21 protein-coding genes, 1 tRNA gene and 3 pseudogenes are annotated in these 18,098 nt (G+C 63.7%); 11 read left to right on the forward strand and 14 right to left on the reverse strand.

The annotated features are described in order from the left end of the window. Nucleotides 1-276: 276 nt before the first annotated feature. From ftsY to H2O14_RS13670, 3 genes and pseudogenes are all read left to right on the forward strand, one after another. A pseudogene (gene ftsY / locus H2O14_RS13660) lies at nt 277-1,206 on the forward strand (signal recognition particle-docking protein FtsY); the annotation flags it as partial. A 31-nt stretch (nt 1,207-1,237) separates the two neighbouring features. Next, a complete protein-coding gene (locus tag H2O14_RS13665) occupies nt 1,238-1,900 on the forward strand; it encodes a septation protein A (protein ID WP_182828090.1) in 663 nt (220 codons plus the stop codon). Next, nucleotides 1,893-2,474 carry a DUF2585 domain-containing protein gene (locus tag H2O14_RS13670; RefSeq protein WP_182828091.1) on the forward strand — a complete coding sequence of 194 codons (582 nt, stop codon included), beginning with the start codon at nt 1,893-1,895 and terminating at the stop codon, nt 2,472-2,474. The genes H2O14_RS13665 and H2O14_RS13670 overlap by 8 nt, the downstream gene beginning before the upstream one ends. A 12-nt stretch (nt 2,475-2,486) precedes the next feature. On the opposite strand, the gene H2O14_RS13675 is transcribed toward H2O14_RS13670, so the two are convergent. Then, nucleotides 2,487-2,633, reverse strand: coding sequence for a hypothetical protein (locus H2O14_RS13675; protein ID WP_182828092.1), 147 nt, complete (start codon nt 2,631-2,633; stop codon nt 2,487-2,489). A gap of 104 nt (nt 2,634-2,737) precedes the next feature. Between H2O14_RS13675 and H2O14_RS13680 the strand changes: the two genes are divergently transcribed. Beyond that, on the forward strand, nt 2,738-2,968 hold the full coding sequence (locus H2O14_RS13680) for a porin (protein WP_182828093.1): 231 nt from the start codon (nt 2,738-2,740) through the stop codon (nt 2,966-2,968). A 4-nt stretch (nt 2,969-2,972) separates the two neighbouring features. Here H2O14_RS13680 and H2O14_RS13685 read toward each other — a convergent pair whose 3' ends face one another. The 4 genes from H2O14_RS13685 to H2O14_RS13700 form a co-directional block, all read right to left on the reverse strand. Then, on the reverse strand, nt 2,973-3,200 hold the full coding sequence (locus H2O14_RS13685; RefSeq protein WP_182828094.1) for a hypothetical protein: 228 nt from the start codon (nt 3,198-3,200) through the stop codon (nt 2,973-2,975). 121 nt (nt 3,201-3,321) lie between these two features. Further along, nucleotides 3,322-3,398, reverse strand: a tRNA-Arg gene (locus tag H2O14_RS13690). Between the two features lie 59 nt (nt 3,399-3,457). Next, nucleotides 3,458-4,117 carry an HAD family hydrolase gene (locus H2O14_RS13695; RefSeq protein WP_182828095.1) on the reverse strand — a complete coding sequence of 220 codons (660 nt, stop codon included), beginning with the start codon at nt 4,115-4,117 and terminating at the stop codon, nt 3,458-3,460. A gap of 90 nt (nt 4,118-4,207) precedes the next feature. Next, nucleotides 4,208-4,447: a DUF982 domain-containing protein gene (locus tag H2O14_RS13700; protein ID WP_182828096.1), complete on the reverse strand. Its 240-nt coding sequence runs from the start codon at nt 4,445-4,447 to the stop codon at nt 4,208-4,210. Between the two features lie 240 nt (nt 4,448-4,687). Here H2O14_RS13700 and H2O14_RS28870 point away from each other — a divergent pair, with 240 nt between their 5' ends. Together H2O14_RS28870 and H2O14_RS13705 are read left to right on the forward strand one after the other, a co-directional pair. Next, nucleotides 4,688-5,002: a hypothetical protein gene (locus tag H2O14_RS28870; protein WP_312858604.1), complete on the forward strand. Its 315-nt coding sequence runs from the start codon at nt 4,688-4,690 to the stop codon at nt 5,000-5,002. Next, entirely contained in the window at nt 4,978-5,694 is a 717-nt protein-coding gene (locus tag H2O14_RS13705) for a YihY/virulence factor BrkB family protein (protein ID WP_312858672.1), read from the forward strand. The genes H2O14_RS28870 and H2O14_RS13705 overlap by 25 nt, the downstream gene beginning before the upstream one ends. Nucleotides 5,695-6,121: 427 nt before the next feature. On the opposite strand, the gene H2O14_RS13710 is transcribed toward H2O14_RS13705, so the two are convergent. The 7 genes and pseudogenes from H2O14_RS13710 to H2O14_RS13740 all read right to left on the reverse strand — a co-directional run bounded on the left by H2O14_RS13710 (nt 6,122) and on the right by H2O14_RS13740 (nt 11,859). Next, entirely contained in the window at nt 6,122-7,111 is a 990-nt protein-coding gene (locus tag H2O14_RS13710; protein WP_182828097.1) for a DUF3618 domain-containing protein, read from the reverse strand. After that, the gene (locus tag H2O14_RS13715) at nt 7,111-7,524 is read right to left on the reverse strand and encodes a phage holin family protein (protein WP_182829374.1); all 414 of its coding nucleotides are present in this window, start codon (nt 7,522-7,524) and stop codon (nt 7,111-7,113) included. Before H2O14_RS13715 ends, H2O14_RS13710 begins: the two co-directional genes overlap by 1 nt. 713 nt (nt 7,525-8,237) lie before the next feature. Beyond that, nucleotides 8,238-9,058 (reverse strand): annotated as a pseudogene (locus tag H2O14_RS13720) (amino acid ABC transporter permease). Between the two features lie 10 nt (nt 9,059-9,068). Next, the gene (locus H2O14_RS13725; RefSeq protein WP_182828098.1) at nt 9,069-9,866 is read right to left on the reverse strand and encodes a basic amino acid ABC transporter substrate-binding protein; all 798 of its coding nucleotides are present in this window, start codon (nt 9,864-9,866) and stop codon (nt 9,069-9,071) included. A gap of 212 nt (nt 9,867-10,078) precedes the next feature. Continuing rightward, entirely contained in the window at nt 10,079-11,146 is a 1,068-nt protein-coding gene (locus tag H2O14_RS13730) for a 5-(carboxyamino)imidazole ribonucleotide synthase (RefSeq protein WP_182828099.1), read from the reverse strand. A gap of 1 nt (nt 11,147) precedes the next feature. Beyond that, nucleotides 11,148-11,642 carry a 5-(carboxyamino)imidazole ribonucleotide mutase gene (gene purE / locus H2O14_RS13735; protein ID WP_137157208.1) on the reverse strand — a complete coding sequence of 165 codons (495 nt, stop codon included), beginning with the start codon at nt 11,640-11,642 and terminating at the stop codon, nt 11,148-11,150. 13 nt (nt 11,643-11,655) lie between these two features. Beyond that, nucleotides 11,656-11,859 (reverse strand): YdcH family protein, encoded by a 204-nt coding sequence (locus H2O14_RS13740; RefSeq protein ID WP_182828100.1) that lies wholly within the window; start codon nt 11,857-11,859, stop codon nt 11,656-11,658. Nucleotides 11,860-12,082: 223 nt separating this feature from the next. Here H2O14_RS13740 and H2O14_RS13745 point away from each other — a divergent pair. After that, nucleotides 12,083-12,258 (forward strand): annotated as a pseudogene (locus tag H2O14_RS13745) (YdcH family protein). Nucleotides 12,259-12,387: 129 nt separating this feature from the next. Here the strand turns inward: H2O14_RS13745 and H2O14_RS13750 are convergent. Continuing rightward, nucleotides 12,388-12,648, reverse strand: a complete 261-nt coding sequence (locus H2O14_RS13750; RefSeq protein WP_182828101.1) for an ArsR/SmtB family transcription factor — start codon at nt 12,646-12,648, stop codon at nt 12,388-12,390. A 75-nt stretch (nt 12,649-12,723) separates the two neighbouring features. Continuing rightward, nucleotides 12,724-13,512, reverse strand: coding sequence for a sulfite exporter TauE/SafE family protein (locus tag H2O14_RS13755; protein ID WP_182828102.1), 789 nt, complete (start codon nt 13,510-13,512; stop codon nt 12,724-12,726). Nucleotides 13,513-13,602: 90 nt separating this feature from the next. On the opposite strand from H2O14_RS13755, the gene H2O14_RS13760 reads away from it, so the two are divergent. The 4 genes from H2O14_RS13760 to H2O14_RS13775 all read left to right on the forward strand — a co-directional run bounded on the left by H2O14_RS13760 (nt 13,603) and on the right by H2O14_RS13775 (nt 18,087). Beyond that, nucleotides 13,603-14,256 (forward strand): thiamine phosphate synthase, encoded by a 654-nt coding sequence (locus tag H2O14_RS13760; protein ID WP_182828103.1) that lies wholly within the window; start codon nt 13,603-13,605, stop codon nt 14,254-14,256. 9 nt (nt 14,257-14,265) lie between these two features. Next, a complete protein-coding gene (locus H2O14_RS13765; protein WP_246697387.1) occupies nt 14,266-15,384 on the forward strand; it encodes a tetratricopeptide repeat protein in 1,119 nt (372 codons plus the stop codon). A gap of 182 nt (nt 15,385-15,566) precedes the next feature. Then, nucleotides 15,567-16,367: an inositol monophosphatase family protein gene (locus tag H2O14_RS13770; protein WP_182828104.1), complete on the forward strand. Its 801-nt coding sequence runs from the start codon at nt 15,567-15,569 to the stop codon at nt 16,365-16,367. A 76-nt stretch (nt 16,368-16,443) separates the two neighbouring features. Next, on the forward strand, nt 16,444-18,087 hold the full coding sequence (locus tag H2O14_RS13775) for an FAD-binding dehydrogenase (protein WP_182828105.1): 1,644 nt from the start codon (nt 16,444-16,446) through the stop codon (nt 18,085-18,087). Nucleotides 18,088-18,098 lie beyond the last annotated feature (11 nt).

Genomic DNA, 18,098 nt, shown 5'->3' on the forward strand with positions numbered 1-18,098 from the left:
CGAAGCCGAGGACAAGGCCAAGTCTGTGGAGGTCGAGACCGCTGTCGTCGAAGCGGCTTCGGTGCCCGTTTCCACACCTGCAGAAGAACCCAACGTCGAGCCGGACGAGCCTGCTGTCATCGTGGAGGCAGCGCCCGATCTCCACCCGTCTTTCGAGCCGGACGAGTCTTTTGACCCAATATCTGAGGAGCCGGCGCCAAGCGAACCCGCCTTGCCGGAAGGTTTTGCGGTCGTAGGCGCGCGCGACCTCACCGTCGAAACTCCTGAGCCGGCTAAAAGCTCAGCTGGATCGAGCGCTTGCGCCAGGGTCTCGCCCGCACTTCGGCCCAGCTTGGCGCGCAGATTTCGGCGCTGTTCACCAAGCGCAAGCTCGACGAAGACACGCTGGAGGAGCTGGAAGACCTGCTGATCCGCGCCGATCTCGGCGTGGAGACGGCGCTGCGCATCACCGATACGCTGTCGTCGGAACGCTATGGCAAGGATGTCTCGGGCGAGGATGTGTCGCGCATCATGGCCGGCGAAATCGTCAAGGTGCTGAAGCCGGTGGCGAGACCGCTGGAACTCGATCTCAGCCACAAGCCGCATGTGATCCTGGTCGTCGGCGTCAACGGCACCGGCAAGACTACCACGATCGGCAAGCTCGCCGCCAAACTCAGCCGCGCGGGCCTGAAAGTCATGCTCGCCGCCGGCGACACGTTCCGCGCCGCGGCCATCGAGCAGCTGCATATCTGGGCGAGCCGCACCGGCTGCGAAATCGTCTCGAACAAGCTCGGCGCCGATGCGGCGGGACTCGCCTATGACGCCTACGAGAAGGCCAAGGCGTCCGGACAGGACGTGCTGATCATCGACACAGCCGGCCGGTTGCAGAACAAGACCGAGCTGATGGCCGAGCTCGAAAAGATCGTCCGCGTGCTCGGCAAGCTCGATCCGGACGCGCCGCACACCGTGCTGCAGACGCTCGACGCCACGACCGGCCAGAATGCGCTCAACCAGGTCGAGATCTTCCGCAATGTCGCCGGCGTCTCCGGCCTGATCATGACCAAGCTCGACGGCACCGCGCGCGGCGGCATCTTGGTCGCCATAGCCGCCAAGCACAAATTGCCGGTTTACTTCATCGGCGTCGGCGAAGGCGTCGACGATCTCGAACCCTTCGACGCCGAAGATTTCGCCGAAGCCATCGCCGGCCTGCAGACGCAGAAACAATAAGCAGGCGTTAGCCGCAACAGGAGACGGGCGCATGACCGCCGAAACCCATGGCAAGACCGCCGCGCACAAGGAAAATCCGGTGATCAAGCTCGCACTCGAGCTCGGGCCGCTTCTGGTGTTCTTCTTCGCCAATTCCTATGGCGAGAAGCTGGCGAAAGCCTATCCGCCGCTCGCGAGCCTGGGCGGGCCGATCTTCATCGCCACGGGCCTGTTCATGGCGGCGACGGTGATCTCGCTGGTCGTCTCCAAGATCGTGATGGGCAAATTGCCGATGATGCCGCTCGTGTCAGGCGTCGTGGTGCTGGCCTTCGGCGGATTGTCGATCTGGCTGCAGAACGAGACCTTCATCAAGATGAAGCCGACCATCATCAACACGCTGTTCGGAACCATCCTGCTGGGTGGTCTTCTGTTCGGCCGCTCCCTGCTCGGTTACGTCTTCAATTCCGCCTTCCAGCTCGATGACGAAGGCTGGACCAAGCTGACCTGGCGCTGGGGCTTCTTCTTCCTGTTTCTCGCGGTGCTCAATGAAGTGGTCTGGCGCGGCGCCAACGCCTATTACCTGCCTGACGTCAAAGCCGCCGATGATTTCTGGGTGACGTTCAAGGTCTGGGGCACCATGCCGATCACCTTCCTCTTCACGCTCAGCCAGATGCCGCTGATCATGAAACATCAGCTGGATGGACAGAATGACTGAAAGCGGCAGCACCCGTCGCCATCTTCTCCTCGGGCTCGGCTTGATCGCGCTGATCATTCTCGTCCAGGTGATCGTCGAGCGGCTAATGGGCCGCGTCTGGCTCTGCGAATGCGGCGTGGTGAAACTATGGGAGGGCGAGGTTCACTCTTCCGGCAACTCCCAGCAGATCTCCGACTGGTATACGCCGAGCCACATCATCCACGGCTTCCTGTTCTACGGGCTAGGATTCCTCGTGCTGCGCCGCGCGCCGCTGTCGCTCAGGCTGGGGTTGGCGGGGCTGATCGAGGCGGGTTGGGAATTGCTCGAAAACTCGCCCGTGATCATCGAGCGCTATCGCTCGGCGACCATGGCCTATGACTATATGGGCGATTCCATCCTCAATTCGGGCATGGACACCGTGTGGATGACGTTGGGTTTTCTCGCAGCCTGGAAATTGCCGGTGAAGGTGACGATCGCGCTCGCCATCGCGGCGGAGATCGTCACGGGCATCCTCATCCGCGACAATCTCACGCTCAACGTGATCATGTTGATCTACCCGATCGAGGCGATCAAGGTCTGGCAAGGCGGGATCTGACGTCGGCCGACGTCAGATCGACGTGGTCGCGCCGGGGTGAAATCCCAGCAGGTAGGTCAGCGTCACCGCCGCAGCGAGGGCGGCGAGCGCCAGGACGAAATAGATCATGCGGCGCGATGCGCGGCGTTCGGTTCTCTGGGCAGTCTCGATCTTGGTCATGCCCGCAGAATGCCGCAATCGGCGTGAAAGTTCCAATTTCGCGCGGGCTGACGTTGCGGATGTCATGAGATAGGCTCGTCGCGCTGCAGACAGGTGACCCGACAATGAAGAGATTTGCCGCCGCCGCCATCCTCGTCTTTCTCGTGACCGAAGCGTTCGCGGAGGACGCCGTGACGGCGCCTCCCTCTGACACACCTGCCCTGGACGCCAATCCCTGCGCGGTCTATGGGGAGGGATATGCGCCCGTGAATGGCGGCAAGACGTGCATCCGCATCGGCGGCCGCATCCGATATGACATGAGCGTCGGCGGCGACCGAAAATCAGGCGGCGAATGACGGATCAGGCCTTGTCGCCGCGGCGCGCCAGGAACCGCTCTTCCAGCATCTTCTTATGGGCGCGATAGGCCTCGGCCATGGCCACATGCCGCTTCTGCTGCTGTTCTGCGGTGTCCACCGCCTGACCATGCGCTTTCAGATGCGCGATCGTCGCGGACAGTCGCTGCGCCAGGCGTTCGCTCCCGCCGATATTATGCGTGACCTGTTCATAGGCGTCGTTTTGATTGGCCATCATGCCGCTCCCTGATTGTCTTCGATTAGAAGACTCGCAGAGGTTCGGAGTCAATCCGTTTATTAGGGGTTGGTTAACTTTTGCGCGGCTCCGAGCCGTGTCCGCCTGCGCAGGGCTGAAATGGTGATTCCGACGCGATTCGAACGCGTGACCCTCAGATTAGGAATCTGATGCTCTATCCTGCTGAGCTACGGAACCACTGACCCTTCCATACAAAAAGAGGCGGGCTTCGCCAAGAAAATCTTTTGTGTAATGCGTCAGGCTTGCCGATGGATAATGCGGATGTGGCCGCTTTCCGTCACGCCCACCGTCATGCCGCGATAATCCGCGATGGCCGGGCCGTCCGTTTGCGGGTGCGCATGGGTGGCGGTGACCACCAGCAGATCAGCGCCGGACGCGCGGGCTGCCTCGATGCCTGCGGGAGCGTCTTCGAACACCAGGCAATCTTCGATGTCGACGCCCAGACGCTCGGCGCCGAGCAGGAAGCAATCAGGCGCGGGCTTGCCGTGCTCGACGTCCTCGGCGGTCACCCAGATCTTCGGCCGCTTGATGCCGGCTGCGTCGAGCCTCGCCGTCGCCAGTTCCACGGTCGCCGACGTCACGATCGCCCAGCGATCTTCGGGAAGCGCGTTCAAGAAATCCACCACGCCGTCGATCGGCATGACGCCCTCGACATCTTCGATCTCGGCGCGCTCGATAAAGGCCACTTCGGCGTCCAGATCGATATCGGCGAGCCCCTGCTTGCGGATCGTGTCGGCGGCGCGGACGCCGTGGATGGTGGGCAGAAAGGCGCCGACGTCGAGCTTGTGCCGGCGCGCCCAGTTCGACCACACCCGTTCGGCGGCGGCGATAGAGCTCAGAAGCGTGCCGTCCATGTCGAACAATAGGGCGGCATAGGTCTTGTCGGGATGGAGCATGGCGGATCCGAAGGGCTGTAGGAAAAGATCCGTCCCGCCTAACGCCGGAGCGACAAATGTCAAGTCCGGCGCGGGGCGTTCCGGTTCGCTTCAGGCGCTGCGCAGGATGTTGGCTTCGGTCGCGGCGGCCACGAAGGCCTCGCGGGCGTAGTACGCCGGAACATGGCCGTCGAGCGCGTTCAGGCAGGCGGTGCGGGCTTTGGAATAGGCCTTGCCGGATTTCGACGGCCATTTGTGCAGCAGACATTGGGCGGCGTCGTGCAGGTTGGAAATCACGCGCGTTTCGCGGGCTGGATTGATCGCCACTTCCACGCTTTTCGACCAGTTCACCACCGCCGCTCCTCATGCTGTTCAGGACGCGAAATGCCGAAACCGGCTGCTTCGTTCCGTCGGCCGGCGGGAATCTTCATGCGCCGATCCCTTGTTGATCCGATGTCGGCGCGGTCTCCCAAGGGTCGGGCATCCCGCCGCCCCGAGATTTCGCGGCGAAACCGCGCCGAAGAGCCGGAACATTCGCGCCGGACCGCGATTGTCCGAACAGAATGTTCAGACGCCGTGGAAGGACGAAGAATGACCGACAAGAAGGCCGCGATGTTGACCGAGACACATGCTCCCATGGATGAAGCGGAGCGGGGTCGCGACGCCACTGCGCCGCACGACATTCCGCCGCTCGGCCTGAAGGACGTGGCCTGGCGGGTGTTCTATGCGATTTTCGAAGACCGTATCTCGCTGATCGCGGCCGGCGTGACCTTCTTCCTGCTGCTCGCCTTCTTTCCCTCCATGGCACTGCTGGCGACGATCTACGGTTTTTCTCAGATCCGAGCACCATCGCTGCGCAAATCGGATTTCTCGCCGATTTTCTGCCTCCGGGCGGCATGGCGCTGATCACCGATCAGCTTCAGAGCCTGTCGTCGCAGAAGAATTCCACCCTCAGCTTCGCCTTCGCCTCCAGCTTCGTCCTGGCGTTGTGGAGTTCGTCGAGCGGTGTCAAGGCGCTGTTCGATGCGATGAACGTCGCCTATGGCGAAACCGAAAGCCGCAGCATTCTCAAGCTCAACGCGGTCGCGCTGGCGTTTACGCTTCTCGCCACGCTCCTGGCGACGCTGTTGATCGTCGCCGTCGGCGTCATCCCGGCGGTTCTCGCCTTCCTGCGACTGGACGGTTGGCTGGAAATGCTGGCGCGGGTGCTGCGCTGGCCGCTGGCGCTTGTCATCATGATCGGCATGATCATGTTGGTCTATCGTTTCGGCCCCAGCCGCGAGCCGGCGAAACTGCGTTGGATCACCTGGGGCGCCGGCGTCGCCGCATTGCTCTGGATCATCGCCACGCTCGGCTTTTCCTACTATCTCGCGCATTTCGCGGACTACAACGCCACCTATGGCGCGCTCGGCACATTGATCGGTGTGATGATCTGGGTGTGGATCTCGGTGATGATCCTGATCGTCGGCGCGGAAATCAACGCCGAGCTCGAACATCAGACACGCCATGATTCCACCACCGGCGCGCCCAAACCGATGGGCGATCGCGGCGCCTTCGTCGCCGACACCGTGGGGCGCAAGGCTGAGAACCTTTCATAGCGGATTGCCGATGACGGCGCGGCGGAAAGCGGCTTCCGCAGATCTCCCGATCATTTCGCGCGACCGATACCCATGACGGAGGCCGGCCCCGAATCCGCTGTTTCAACGGAAAGACGGCGCGCGATTGGGAACCTAAAGCGTCGTCGCGTGTTCAACACGTGTGATCAACAGGAGGCAAACCATCATGAACAACCTGATCTGGCTCGTCGGCGCCGTCGTCATCGTCCTCGCAATTCTTTCGTTCCTCGGCCTGCGCTGAGACGTTTGCGCCCGTCCGCCTTCGCGGCGGGCGGCGCGCCTCGCAAGACATAGCATTTCTTTTTGAAAGCGGCTCTCACGGGCCGCTTTTTCGTTGTCTGCATGAGCGCAAAGAGAAACCCGGCCGCCGGGGCCGGGTTTCAACGGATCGCATCGGATCGCGATCCAATCAATGCGTGTTCGGACGTCCGTTTGCGCCGAAACTGTCGCGAACGCTTTCGCGCGCCGCATCCTGGACATTGGAGGCGACCTGCGTCGCCTTCTGATAGGTTTCGGCGGCGAGCTTCTCGCCCTCGTCCATCACGTCGGACGTCTTGCGCGACAGCGTGTCTCGCGCCTTGTCGCCGACATCGCCGATCGTTTCGTCCTCGATGCGGGTGTGAGGAAGGGCGGCGCCGATGGCGGCGCCCAAGGCGAAGGCGAGGGCTCCGCCGACCAGCGGCTGATCGCGGAATTGTCGCGTCAGCATGTCGCCCATCTGCGCCGTCTGTTGCTGCAGTCCCTGGTAGGCGGCGTTCGAACCGCTCTTGATCGAGGACCCCATGTCTGACACGCGGCGGCGGGTTTCTCGCCAGGCCGAAGCGGTCCAGCCCGAGGCTTCATCGAGTAGTCGGCCGGCTTCGTCCCGGATGTCCGACACCTGTTTTCCGGCCGTGTCGGCGAAGCCGCGATAGGTCTTGCCCGTTTCGTCGATGAAATGGCCGGCGCGGCGACCCGTCGTGTCGGTCAAGGCGCGGAAACGCTTGCCGGCGTCGTCGGTGAAGTGGCTGTAGCTCGAACCCTCGTGCATCGACGCAGGACCGAGGCGGCGCACGGAGCCGGTGACCGGCGCGAGCGGGTAAAACGCTTCGTCGACGCTGTCGTCATGGCCGCGCGCGTGATTGTCGCGTTCGGACGAGGCCGGCATCGCCTGGTTCGCCATCATCCAGGCGAGGCTGACGCCCATCAGCGCCACGGGCATGGGATTGTTCTTCACGGAGCGGCCGAGATTGTTGACGAAGTCGGCGCCGCCGCTGCCTTTCACGTAGCCGAGCAATTCGTCGACCATCTGGCCCGGCGACAGGCGTTCCTGAATCGCGTCGAGTTTCTCCTCGATGCGACGGCGATCGCCATCGATCTCACGTTCGATTTCGGCGGGATTACGGTCTGTCAGAGCCATCAGAGTCTCTCCTTCACGATCTTGGCGTCGCGCTGCAGCGACGATGTGGTGCGGTCGAGCGACAGTTCCGAACCGCGCAGCGTATTGAGCCCGCTCGCCATGAGACGCCAGGCCACCAAGGCAACGACGACGCCGACGATCACGGCGGCCAGCGAATTGGCGTTGGGTTCGGTCATGCCCTGCGCGACGAAGAAAGCGCCGAGCCCCGTGACCAAGGCCGACAACAGCACGCCGACGGCGCCGATCGCAAAGACCGCGCCTATCGCCAGCATTTCGATCCCGCCCATGGCTCGGGAGATCTTCTCGGAGGTCTCGGCCTTGGCGAGGGCGATTTCCTTCCGAAACAGGCTGGAAATATCGCCGACGAGGCCGGAGACGAGTTCGGTGATCGGGCGATTGTCAGTATTGGACATTGGCGCGGTCTCCAGAGAAAGGTGTTGCGGGCAGGGTGGTGTCGGACAGCGCGGCGGAATCGTCTCGGCGGTCGAGGCCGGGGTCGGCCGGTGCGACTGGCTCATGCCCCTGTCGTGGCGGCGGGCGGAGGCGGTCACGAAGCGGCTGGCGGCAAGGCCGGCAATGGCGGCGAGGCCGAGAAAGGCGAGCGGCTGGCGGCGACCATAATCTTCGGCCATCGCGGTGATCTCGCCCATGTCGCGGCCCTCGATATCGGCGGCGAACCGGCTGATGCTCGAGCCGATGTCGCTGGCATAGCGGCCCATGGCCGCGCCGTCGCCGGACTGCATGTCGCGACCGGTGCGCTCGAGCGCTTCGCCGAGGCTCGACAACTGCTGGGCTAGGAAAGTCTTCTGTTCGTCGGCCATCTCGGCGGCCTTGTCCGTCGCCTGTTCGACCTTGGCGGCGGCGGCTTCACGGACGGAGCCCAGATCTTCCTTGGCCTGTCGCTTGATGTCGTCGATGCTGGGCGCCGGCGAGGCGCCGGTCGGGTTTGCAGTCTGGCCGCCCAGGGAGCCCTGGCCGGCTTGCTGCCGCGACGCGAGGTCGCGGGTCATATCGTTCTCGCTCATGGATCTCTCCCGGATATCCTCGGCCCGTCCTGATTGACGGGCTCCCGAGTGTAACTTCCGGAAGAGGCCCTAAGTTCCTCGCAGATCCGAGATGGCCCGCGTCAGGTCGAACTGCGCTCGCGCAGGCTCTTTTCGATGCGTCTCAGGCCGAGGGAGAGGCCGATGGTCAGCACGAGATAGATATAGGCGACGATCGAATAGGTTTCGAAGAAGCGGAAGGAGCCGGAGGCGTAGACCTTGCCCATCTGGGTGATGTCGGCGACGCCGAGCACCGAGACGAGCGAGGAGTCCTTGACCATCGCCACGAAGTCATTGGAGAGCGGCGGAAAGATCACCTTCAGCGCCTGCGGAAAGATCACTAGCCGGAAGCGTTGGCCGCGCGACAGGCCGAGCGCCTTGGCGGCTTCGACCTGGCCCTTGTCGACCGACTGGATGCCGGCGCGGAAGATTTCGGCGATGAAGGCGGAATAGGCGATCATCAGCGCGATGATGGCGCGCCACATCAGCGACACGTCCCTGACCATCATCGGCTCGATCAGGCCTGCGGTCGCCAGCGGGGCGGTGAGCCAGTTCCAGCCGGCGACGAAACCCGGCGCGCCGACGAAGGCGATGTAGAACAGGAGCACGAGCACGGGCACGCCGCGAATGAGCTCGATGTAGAAGCGCGAGATCTGCCGAAGCGCCTTGAGTCCGACAGGCCGAGCAGCGCGACCGAGAGCCCGAGCAGCGTGGCCAGGGTGAAACCGGCCAAGGTCACGAAAATCGTCACCGCCAGTCCCTTGGCGACGGTGGTGAAGACCTGCGCGTAGAGGTCGTTGGCAACGATGACGCCGCCAATGCCGAGGCCGATTACGGCGAGCGCGACCAACCACCATGGGAAGTCGGTCGCGCCCGCCTGTTCGTTCGTGGGGGCTGTCGCCATCTCAGACGACTTACTGGCCCATCTTGTAGTCCAGGAACCATTTCTTGTTGAGCGCGTCCATCGTGCCGTCGGCCTTCATGGCGGCGATGGCGGCGTTGACAGGCGCGACGAGATCGGAACCCTTGGGGAAGATGAAGCCGAAATCCTCGGTGCCGAGCGGCTCGCCGACGATCTTCAGCGCGCCGTTTGAGGCGTCCACATAGCCCTTGCCGGCGGTGCTGTCGGTCAGCACCAGATCGACGTCGCCGGCCTTGAGCGCCTGGACCGTGGCGCCGAAGGTCTCGAACAGCTTGATGCGCGGATTCTGTTCGTTGCCGTCGAGCACTTCGTAGACGGCGGTATAGAACGGGCTGGTGCCCGGCTGCGCGCCGACCAGACCGCTTTCCAGCGCCTTGAAGGTCTTGGCGTCGGTGAAGCGGCTTTCATCGCCGCGCACCAGCATCAATTGCTGCGAGCGCATATAGGGGTCGGAGAAGTCGACCTTCTCCTTGCGGTCGTCCTTGATGGTGATGCCCGTCATGCCGATATTGTACTGGCCGTCGGACACCGCCTGGATCATGGCGTCCCACGAAGTGTTTTGATATTCGACCTTGAAGTTCAGACGCTTGGCGATGTCGTCCATGGCGTCATATTCCCAGCCGATCTGCTTGCCGGTCTTGGGGTCGACGAATTGCAGCGGCGGATAGGCGTTTTCGGTGACCACGACCACCTTGCGGCCGCCGAGATCGGGCAGTTCAGCCGCATGCGAGGCAAACGGGGCGACGATGAGGGCGGCGAGGCCGAGAAGGAAACTGCGACGCAGGGTCATGGGAAACTCCGAATTTTGTGGCGGCAAACCCTGTCACAAAACGGCCATTCTTGGCAAGGAGGCGACAGGCCGTCGAGCAAGTCTATTGGCGGAGAAAGTTCCGGAATGGATAGGGTGCGAAGCTCGCTTTCACTGTCGCCGCGCGAGCCGTCGGCCGGGAGCCGACCGAACATTCCCGGCGCGATGGTTTCCGGCGACCGCAACGCGATCGGTCATCTCGCGGCGGGGCCGGTCAGGCGGGTGATATGGCCCATCTTGCGGCCCGGCCGCGGCTCGGTCTTGCCGTAAAGATGGATATAGACGTCCTTCTGGCCAGCCCATTGCGCGACGTCGTGGATGTCGTCGCCGATCAGGTTCTGCATCACGCAGTCGCTATGGCGGGCAGGGTCGCCGAGCGGAAGGCCGGTTACGGCGCGGATATGCTGCTCGAATTGCGAGATGACGCAGGCCGCTTCGGTCCAGTGGCCGGAATTGTGCACGCGCGGCGCGATCTCGTTGGCGATCAGCGCGCCGCCCTTGCCTACGAAGAACTCGATGCCGATGACGCCGACATAATCGAGGCCAGCAAGCAGCCTTTCGGCGGCGTCGCGCGCCTGGGCCGCGACATGATCGTCGATGGCGGCCGGCAGAGTGGAGGTGTGCAGGATGCCGTTGCGATGGACATTTTCGGCCGGGTCGAAGCAGACGACCTGGCCCTTCGCGTCGCGAGCGGCGATCACCGAAATCTCGCGTTCGAAAGGGATGAAGCTTTCAAGGATCAGAGCCGCGCCGCCGAGCTTGTCGAATGCGCCTTCGGCGCTGTCGCCCTCGCGGAACAGCATCTGGCCCTTGCCGTCATAGCCCAGCCTCCGCGTCTTGAGCACGCCCTCGCCGCCGAATTCCGCCAAAGCGGTCTCGAGATCGGCCTGACTGTCGACGGCGCGGAAATCGGCGGTGGGGATGCCTACGGAATTGAGATAGCGCTTCTCGGTCAGCCGGTCCTGTGCGACTTCGAGCGCGAAGGGAGGCGGATAGACCGCGACGCTGTCGGCAAGCCGGCGTGCTGCCTCGACCGGCACGTTTTCGAATTCATAGGTCACCACATCGCAGCGCGCGGCGAGGTCTTCCAAAGCCGCCTCGTCGTCATAGGCGGCGACGATCTGGCCATTGGCGAGCTGCGCCGCCGGGCAGTCGGGCGCTGGCTCCAGGATGAGGGTGCGGAAATTCAGCCGGCTTGCGGCCATGGCCAGCATACGGCCGAGCTGGCCGCCGCCGATGATGCCGATCGTTTTTGCGCTCATCTCAGAGATCCACCGGATGTTCGGCCACCGACGCGCTCTGCTCTTCACGCCAGGTGTCGAGCCGGTCGGCGAGGTCGTCGTCATAAAGGGCGAGAACGGCTGCGGCCAACAATGCGGCGTTGACGGCGCCGGCGCGGCCGATCGCCAGCGTTCCCACGGGAATGCCGGCCGGCATCTGCACGATCGACAACAGGCTGTCCTGTCCCGACAGCGCCTTGGACTGAACCGGCACGCCGAAGACGGGCAGGGGCGTCATCGCCGCGGCCATGCCGGGCAGATGGGCCGCGCCGCCGGCTCCGGCAATGATGACCTTGAAGCCTTCGTCGCGCGCGGTCTTGGCGAAATTGACCAGGCGGTCCGGGGTGCGATGGGCGGAAATGATGCGCGCTTCATAGGGAATTTCCAGCGCATCGAGCGTGTCGGCGGCGTTTTTCATGGTCTCCCAGTCGGACTGGCTTCCCATGATGATGGCGACGGGCGGCTTGGAGAGCGTCATGAACAGGCTTTCGTCAGGCGATGATGTCGGGGATGATCTGGTCTTCGACCTGGCTTAGCTTGTCCTTGATGACCAGCTTCTTCTTTTTCATGCGCTGGATCCGAAGCGCGTCGCAGCCGGTCGCGATCATCGCATTGATCGCCACGTCGTAATCCTCGTGCTCCTGCCGCAGTCTCGCCGCATTCAATCTAAGCTCAGCCTGCTCCTGATCGGCCATTCGGTCCCGTCCCCATTCTCTTTGTCTTCGGCGGCAAGCGCCTGTAGTCCCGCCACTTGGCAGATTTCGCTCCTAACACGAATCATCCGCTAACGGGAAGTTTTCCTTTCCGGCGAAATGGGCTTCGACAAACGGGGCATTACATGGCAGACTCCTTATGTTGCAGCCTGAAACATCCGGCGGAGGATGGCCGGGTGTGGGCCGAACCAAAAGGAAACTGCCCATGACTATAGAAGCTCATATTCAGACGCTCGAAAAAAGCATGGAGCCCTTGAAGCCGAACTGCATTCCGCAATGCTGCATCCCGCCACAGGCGATACGACCATCAGCCAGATCAAAAGAGAGAAGCTGAAAATCAAGGACGAAATCGAACGGCTGCGTAAGAATACGCGTCACTGATCCGCCCATCCCCCAAACTTCGAAGGGTCGCCGTCCCGCTTCCGCGCATCGTCATTGCGTCAATTCGGGAGCCGCGACAGGCGGCCCTTTCCACCGACAGTTACGCCGGCGCCAAGATCGTCGCGACGCTCAGGCGGACCAGAACTGATCCAGCCAGAAGCCGATTTTCTGGAAGCCCTGCGGATTGATCGCGTAGATCCGTTTCGTGCCCTGGCTCTCCACCGTCACCATGTGGCAATCCAGCAATGCCTTCAAATGCTGTGACACAGCCGGACGGCTGACAGGCAGAAGCGCCGCCAATTCGTTGACCGTGCGCGGAGCCCTCCGCAATTCCTCCAGGAGGAAGCGGCGATTGGAATCGGAAATTGCTGCGAAAGGATCTGCGCTCATCGGCGAAAAGCTAAGCCAGAGTTTCAGGTCTCACAAGTGTTTTTGTGCATCGCATTTAAATTTTCTGCATTGCATTCAAAGCTTAGCGAGCGCGGAAACAACCGCTGCGCCGCCGTCGTAGCACAGCTTCAGCCCGGCGATCGACAGCATGGCGTACATGAAGGGGTAAAACACCTCGACGCGCATGCGCCTGACGATCGCGCCGCCGGCGATCGTCGCCAGCGGCGCGATCGGGAACAGGCTGGCGGAAATCGCCAGATTGGTGAAGTCGAGTTGCCCCAGCGCCTGATAGGGCGCGAGCTTGATGAAATTGACGATGGCGAAAAAGCGCACGGCTGCGCCGGTATAGTCGCGGGGCGGCAGCTTGAGCGGCAGTCCGTAGACCTGGAACGGCGCGCCGCCGGCGTGAGCGACGAAACTTCCATAACCGGAAAGAGTCCCCCAAAATCCGGCGCGGCGCCAGTCGTGGGGACGAGGGGGCGTCTCTTCATGCCGTCTCGGACCGTAGCGATTGATGAAGAAGCGGGCGGCGAAGGTGACGGCGATCACGCCGATGATCAACCGCATGGCGTAGGACGGGACGATCGCCCAGGTCGCCCAGCCGATCGCGATGCCGACCAATCCGCCCGGCAGCATGATCTTCACCAATCCCGGCGCATTGTGCTTGCGCCACATCCATAGCGACGCCCCGTCCATGACGATCAGGATCGGCAACAGGATGGCGGCCGCCTGCGCCGGCGGCACGGCCATGGAGAGGATCGGCACGCCCAGCAGACCGAGCGCGTCGCCAAGACCGCCTTTGCTCAGCCCCACCAGAAGAACGGCCGGAATGGCGATGAAATAGAAGCTGGCGTCGATGGGCATGTTGATCGTTTTCATTCCCGGGGTTATGGCAGAAGCCGAGGCTCTCGGCCGCGTCGCGCCGCAAAAGAGCAGAACGAGAACAGGAAGTCCATGTCGACCGTCGAAAACCGCTGCCGCCTCGTCTTGATCGCGCCCGAAATCGCCGACCCGCAGGACGCGGCGCAGGCGATGGCCGACGCGCTGAAAGGCGGCGACGTCGCCTCCGTGATCATTCCGCAATACAGTCTCGACGACGGCGCGTTCCAGAAGCTCGCCGAAGCAGTCGTCCCAGTGGTGCAGGACGCCGGCGCCGCCGCCCTCATCGCGGGCGACAGCCGCGTGGCGGGCCGCGTCAAAGCCGACGGCCTGCATATCGAAGCCAATCCCGAGGCGCTGGCCGAAGCGATCGAAAAGCATGCGCCGAAGATGATCGTCGGCGGCGGCAACGCCCAGGATCGCCACAAGGCGCTGGAGGTGGGCGAGGCGCAGCCGGACTACATCTTCTTCGGCAAGGCGACGGGCGACATCAAGCCCGAGGCCCATCCCAAGAATGTCGCGCTCGGCGAATGGTGGTCGTCGCTGGTGGAAATTCCCTGCATCGTCATGGGCGGGACCGACCCCGCATCCGTCATCGCGATCGCCGAGAGCGGCGCGGAATTCGCAGCCCTCAGACTCGCGGTGTTCGCCGAACCCGGCCGCGCCGCGCAGATCGTGCAGGAAGTGAATGCGATGCTGGACGAAAAAGCGCCACGCTTTGAGGGTTGAACGATTCGCATGACAGCGAAGAGATCGATTTGGGCGGGATTATTGGGTCTGGCGGCGCTTCTGGCGGCCCTTCAAGGCGCGCAGGCGGCGTCGACCGACGTCATGCAGCGGATGCTGGGCGGCGGCGACGAAAGCCGCGCCATCAAGCGCGATCGTCTGGCCCCCACCGGCAACGCCGAAGCGCTGCCGGCGTTGAATTCGCCGCAGAAGAGCGAGATCGCCCCATCCGGCGGCCTGAGCCTGCTTGCGCGCATGGGCGCATCCCTTCCCGATCTTCCGCCGGAAAAGCCGTTTCAGGGAAAGGTCGACGACGCCTATGGCGCCTATCAACGCGGCTATTATCTCGAAGCCATGGATCTGGCGCTTCCCAGGGCGCAGAAGGGCGAACCGGCCGCCCAGACTTTGGTGGCCGAGCTTCTGAACAACGGGCTGGGCGTAAGGCGCAATCCCAAGGATGCGGTGTTCTGGTATGAACAGGCCGCCCGCGCCGGGGACGCCAACGCCCAGTTCAAATACGCTCTTATGCTGATGGACGGCGGACTCGTCGCGCGCGACAAGAAGAAGGCGGACGACATGATGTGGCAGGCGGCGCGCGGCGGCAATCCGCAGGCGCAGTTCAACGTCGCCCAGATCCTGGTCGCCGCCAAACCCGGTCCGGACGGGCTCACCGAAGCACTGCCCTGGTATGAGAAAGCCGCCGCGAAGGGCGTGCCCGACGCCGAATACGCGGTAGCGCAGATCTACGCCAACCTGCCGGTCGACGCCGAGAAGAAGGCCGCCGCCCGCGGCTGGCTGTTGAAAGCGGCGAAATCCGGCTTCGACACGGCGCTGTTCGATCTCGCCGTCTGGAACATCAACGGCGTCGCCGGCCCTCGCGACTACGAAACCGGTTTTCAATGGATGAAGCGCGCGGCCAATCGCGGTCATGTGCTGGCGCAGAACAAACTCGCCCATCTCTATGTCTACGCCATCGGCACCCGACCCGACCCGGTCGAGGCGGCCAAATGGTATGTGCTGTCGCGGCGGGCGGGCTTTGCCGATCTCGATCTGGAGGATTTCTTTCTCGGCATCGAGGACGAGCAGCAGAAGGAAGCCATTCACCGGGCCAACCAGTTTCGCGCTCGCTAGCGGCGAGCCTGGTCTCTTAACCTTGACGACGGCGCGCGGGAGCCATGCGCCACAAGAGGCTTGAAAAAGCCGGGTTTTGTGGTCTTGAGGCCGCCAATCTCATCGGCGCGCCCCTGAGCCGCAGCCGATTGCTCGTTGTACGGCCCCGTCTGCGGGGCCGCTTCACTTTGAAGGAACTCCCCATGGCCCGTTCGGCGCTCTTGAATGTGATGGTCCAGGCCGCTCTGAAGGCCGGCAAGTCCCTCTCCCGCGATTTCGGCGAGGTGCAGAACCTGCAGGTGTCGCTGAAGGGCCCCGGCAATTATGTGAGCCAGGCCGACCGCAAGGCCGAAAAGATCGTCCGCGAGGAACTGCTCAAGGCGCGTCCCACCTATGGCTTCCTCGGCGAGGAAAGCGAAGAGATCAAGGGCACCGACGGTTCGCATCGCTGGATCGTCGATCCGCTCGACGGCACCACCAACTTCCTGCACGGCATCCCGCAATTCGCGGTGTCGATCGGCCTGGAGCGCGGCGGCGAGATGGTCGCCGGCGTGATCTATAATCCCGCCAGCGACGAGCTCTTCACCGCCGAACGCGGCGGCGGCGCCTATGTCAACGACCGACGCCTGCGGGTGTCGGCCCGCAAGAGCCTGTCGGACTCGGTCATCGGCTGCGGCATGCCGCATCTCGGCCACGGCATGCATGGCCGCTACCTCATCCAGCTTCGCCATGTCATGGGTGAAGCGGCGGGCTTGCGCAGCCTGGGCGCGGCGTCGCTCGATCTCGCCTTCGTGGCGGCCGGCCGCATGGACGGTTTCTGGGAAGAAGGCCTGTCTCCCTGGGATATGGCGGCGGGCATCGTCATGATCCGCGAAGCCGGCGGCTTTTCTTCCGACATGAACGGCGGCGCGGATATTTTCGGCAGCGGCACGATCGTGGCGGGCAACGAACATATCCATAAGGCGCTGCGCGATGTGGCGAACCGTCCCGTCCCCAAGGGTTAACCTGATCATCTGTCATAAATGATTGCGCGCGCCGTGATCCCGTCCTAGACTTCCCGCCGAAGTTTGGGAGGATTTCATGGATTGCGACGTCTTGGTGATCGGCGGCGGGTTGGCGGGCTTGGTTTCCGCCGTCGAGGCCGCCGATCGGGGGCTTAAGGTCATCGTCCTGGATCAGGAGGGCGAGCAGAATCTGGGCGGCCAGGCCTTCTGGTCGCTCGGCGGCCTGTTCTTCATCGACAGTCCCGAGCAGCGCCGCATGCGTATCCGCGACACGTTCGACCTGGCGCGGCAGGACTGGTTCGGCTCCGCCGCCTTCGACCGCCCCGAAGATCTCTGGCCACGGCTCTGGGCGGAAGCCTATCTCGATTTCGCGAGCGGCGAGAAGCGCGCCTGGCTGCATGCGCAGGGCATGCGCTGGTTTCCCGTCGTCGGATGGGCCGAGCGCGGCGGCGCGCTCGCCAGCGGTCACGGCAATTCGGTTCCCCGTTTTCACGTCACCTGGGGCACCGGTCCCGGCGTGCTCGCCCCTTTCATCCGCCGCGCCCGCGAACAGGAGCGTGCGGGCCGTCTCTCTTTCCGCTTCCGCCATCAGGTCGATGGCCTCGTTGCCGTCAACGGCGCCGTTACGGGGGCGCGAGGCAGCGTGCTGGCGCAGGATGCCGTGGTCCGGGGCGGCAAGAGCAATCGCGACGTCATCGGCGATTTCGAGATTTCGGCGGGCGCGACCATCGTCGCCTCGGGCGGCATCGGCGGCAATCACGATCTGGTGCGGCGCAATTGGCCGGTGGAGCGGCTGGGACAGGCGCCGCGCAACATGGTGTCAGGCGTGCCCGCCCATGTCGACGGCCGCATGATCGACATCGCCCAGGAGGCTGGAGCCGACGTCATCAATCCCGACCGCATGTGGCATTATACCGAAGGCCTGCGCAATTGGGATCCGATCTGGCCCGATCACGGCATCCGCATCCTTCCGGGGCCGTCCTCCCTCTGGTTCGATGCGTTGGGGAGGCGGTTTCCCGCCCCTTACATGCCCGGCTTCGACACGCTCGGAACGTTGAAGGCGATCCTCTCCACCGGGCACGACTATTCCTGGTTCATCCTGACCAAGGCGATCATCAAGAAGGAATTCGCGCTCTCGGGCAGCGAACAGAACCCCGATCTCACCGGCAAGGACATTCCGCTGCTACTGAAACGGCTCGGCAAGGAGCCGCCCGGACCGGTGCGGGCCTTCATGGAGAAGGGCGCCGATTTCGTGGTGCGCGATAGGCTGGAGGACCTCGTCGCGGGCATGAATGCGTTGACCGACGAGCCGCTGCTCGACGCCGGAGCGATCCGCCGGCAGATCGAGGCCCGCGACCGAGAGATCGACAATCGGTTCGCCAAGGACGCGCAGGTGACGGCCATTCGCGGCGCCCGCGCCTATCTCGGCGATAAGCTGATGCGCACGGCGAAGCCGCACCGCATCCTCGATCCCGCCGCCGGGCCGCTGATCGCCGTGAAGCTCAATATTCTCACGCGCAAGACGCTGGGTGGGCTGCACACCGATCTCAAGGCGCGGGCGCTCGACGCTGAAGGCCGGGAAATCCCCGGCCTCTATGCGGTCGGCGAGGCCGCCGGTTTCGGCGGCGGCGGCATGCATGGCTACAACGCGCTCGAAGGCACGTTTCTCGGCGGGTGCCTGTATTCCGGCCGCATGGCCGGCAGGAGTGTCGGACTATGAACGCGGGCGGG

Origin of the sequence: Rhizobium sp. G21, assembly GCF_014158035.1 — a bacterium.
In the GTDB taxonomy this organism is placed as follows: Bacteria; Pseudomonadota; Alphaproteobacteria; order Rhizobiales; family Rhizobiaceae; genus Rhizobium_E.

Bases quoted from the DNA above. Each gene is read 5' to 3' on its own strand.
- H2O14_RS13685 (WP_182828094.1), bottom strand. From the start codon at position 3,200: ATGGCCAATCAAAACGACGCCTATGAACAGGTCACGCATAATATCGGC.
- H2O14_RS13715 (WP_182829374.1), bottom strand. From the start codon at position 7,524: ATGTCCAATACTGACAATCGCCCGATCACCGAACTCGTCTCCGGCCTC.
- purE (WP_137157208.1), bottom strand. From the start codon at position 11,642: ATGACGCTCTCCAAGCCGCCCGTCGCCATCATCATGGGAAGCCAGTCC.
- H2O14_RS13755 (WP_182828102.1), bottom strand. From the start codon at position 13,512: ATGCCCATCGACGCCAGCTTCTATTTCATCGCCATTCCGGCCGTTCTT.
- H2O14_RS13730 (WP_182828099.1), bottom strand. From the start codon at position 11,146: ATGAGCGCAAAAACGATCGGCATCATCGGCGGCGGCCAGCTCGGCCGT.
- H2O14_RS13695 (WP_182828095.1), bottom strand. From the start codon at position 4,117: ATGCTCCATCCCGACAAGACCTATGCCGCCCTATTGTTCGACATGGAC.
- H2O14_RS13770 (WP_182828104.1), top strand. From the start codon at position 15,567: ATGGCCCGTTCGGCGCTCTTGAATGTGATGGTCCAGGCCGCTCTGAAG.
- H2O14_RS13665 (WP_182828090.1), top strand. From the start codon at position 1,238: ATGACCGCCGAAACCCATGGCAAGACCGCCGCGCACAAGGAAAATCCG.
- H2O14_RS13765 (WP_246697387.1), top strand. From the start codon at position 14,266: ATGACAGCGAAGAGATCGATTTGGGCGGGATTATTGGGTCTGGCGGCG.
- H2O14_RS13710 (WP_182828097.1), bottom strand. From the start codon at position 7,111: ATGGCTCTGACAGACCGTAATCCCGCCGAAATCGAACGTGAGATCGAT.
- H2O14_RS13725 (WP_182828098.1), bottom strand. From the start codon at position 9,866: ATGACCCTGCGTCGCAGTTTCCTTCTCGGCCTCGCCGCCCTCATCGTC.
- H2O14_RS13740 (WP_182828100.1), bottom strand. From the start codon at position 11,859: ATGGCCGATCAGGAGCAGGCTGAGCTTAGATTGAATGCGGCGAGACTG.
- H2O14_RS13750 (WP_182828101.1), bottom strand. From the start codon at position 12,648: ATGAGCGCAGATCCTTTCGCAGCAATTTCCGATTCCAATCGCCGCTTC.
- H2O14_RS13670 (WP_182828091.1), top strand. From the start codon at position 1,893: ATGACTGAAAGCGGCAGCACCCGTCGCCATCTTCTCCTCGGGCTCGGC.
- H2O14_RS28870 (WP_312858604.1), top strand. From the start codon at position 4,688: ATGACCGACAAGAAGGCCGCGATGTTGACCGAGACACATGCTCCCATG.
- H2O14_RS13675 (WP_182828092.1), bottom strand. From the start codon at position 2,633: ATGACCAAGATCGAGACTGCCCAGAGAACCGAACGCCGCGCATCGCGC.
- H2O14_RS13760 (WP_182828103.1), top strand. From the start codon at position 13,603: ATGTCGACCGTCGAAAACCGCTGCCGCCTCGTCTTGATCGCGCCCGAA.
- H2O14_RS13680 (WP_182828093.1), top strand. From the start codon at position 2,738: ATGAAGAGATTTGCCGCCGCCGCCATCCTCGTCTTTCTCGTGACCGAA.
- H2O14_RS13775 (WP_182828105.1), top strand. From the start codon at position 16,444: ATGGATTGCGACGTCTTGGTGATCGGCGGCGGGTTGGCGGGCTTGGTT.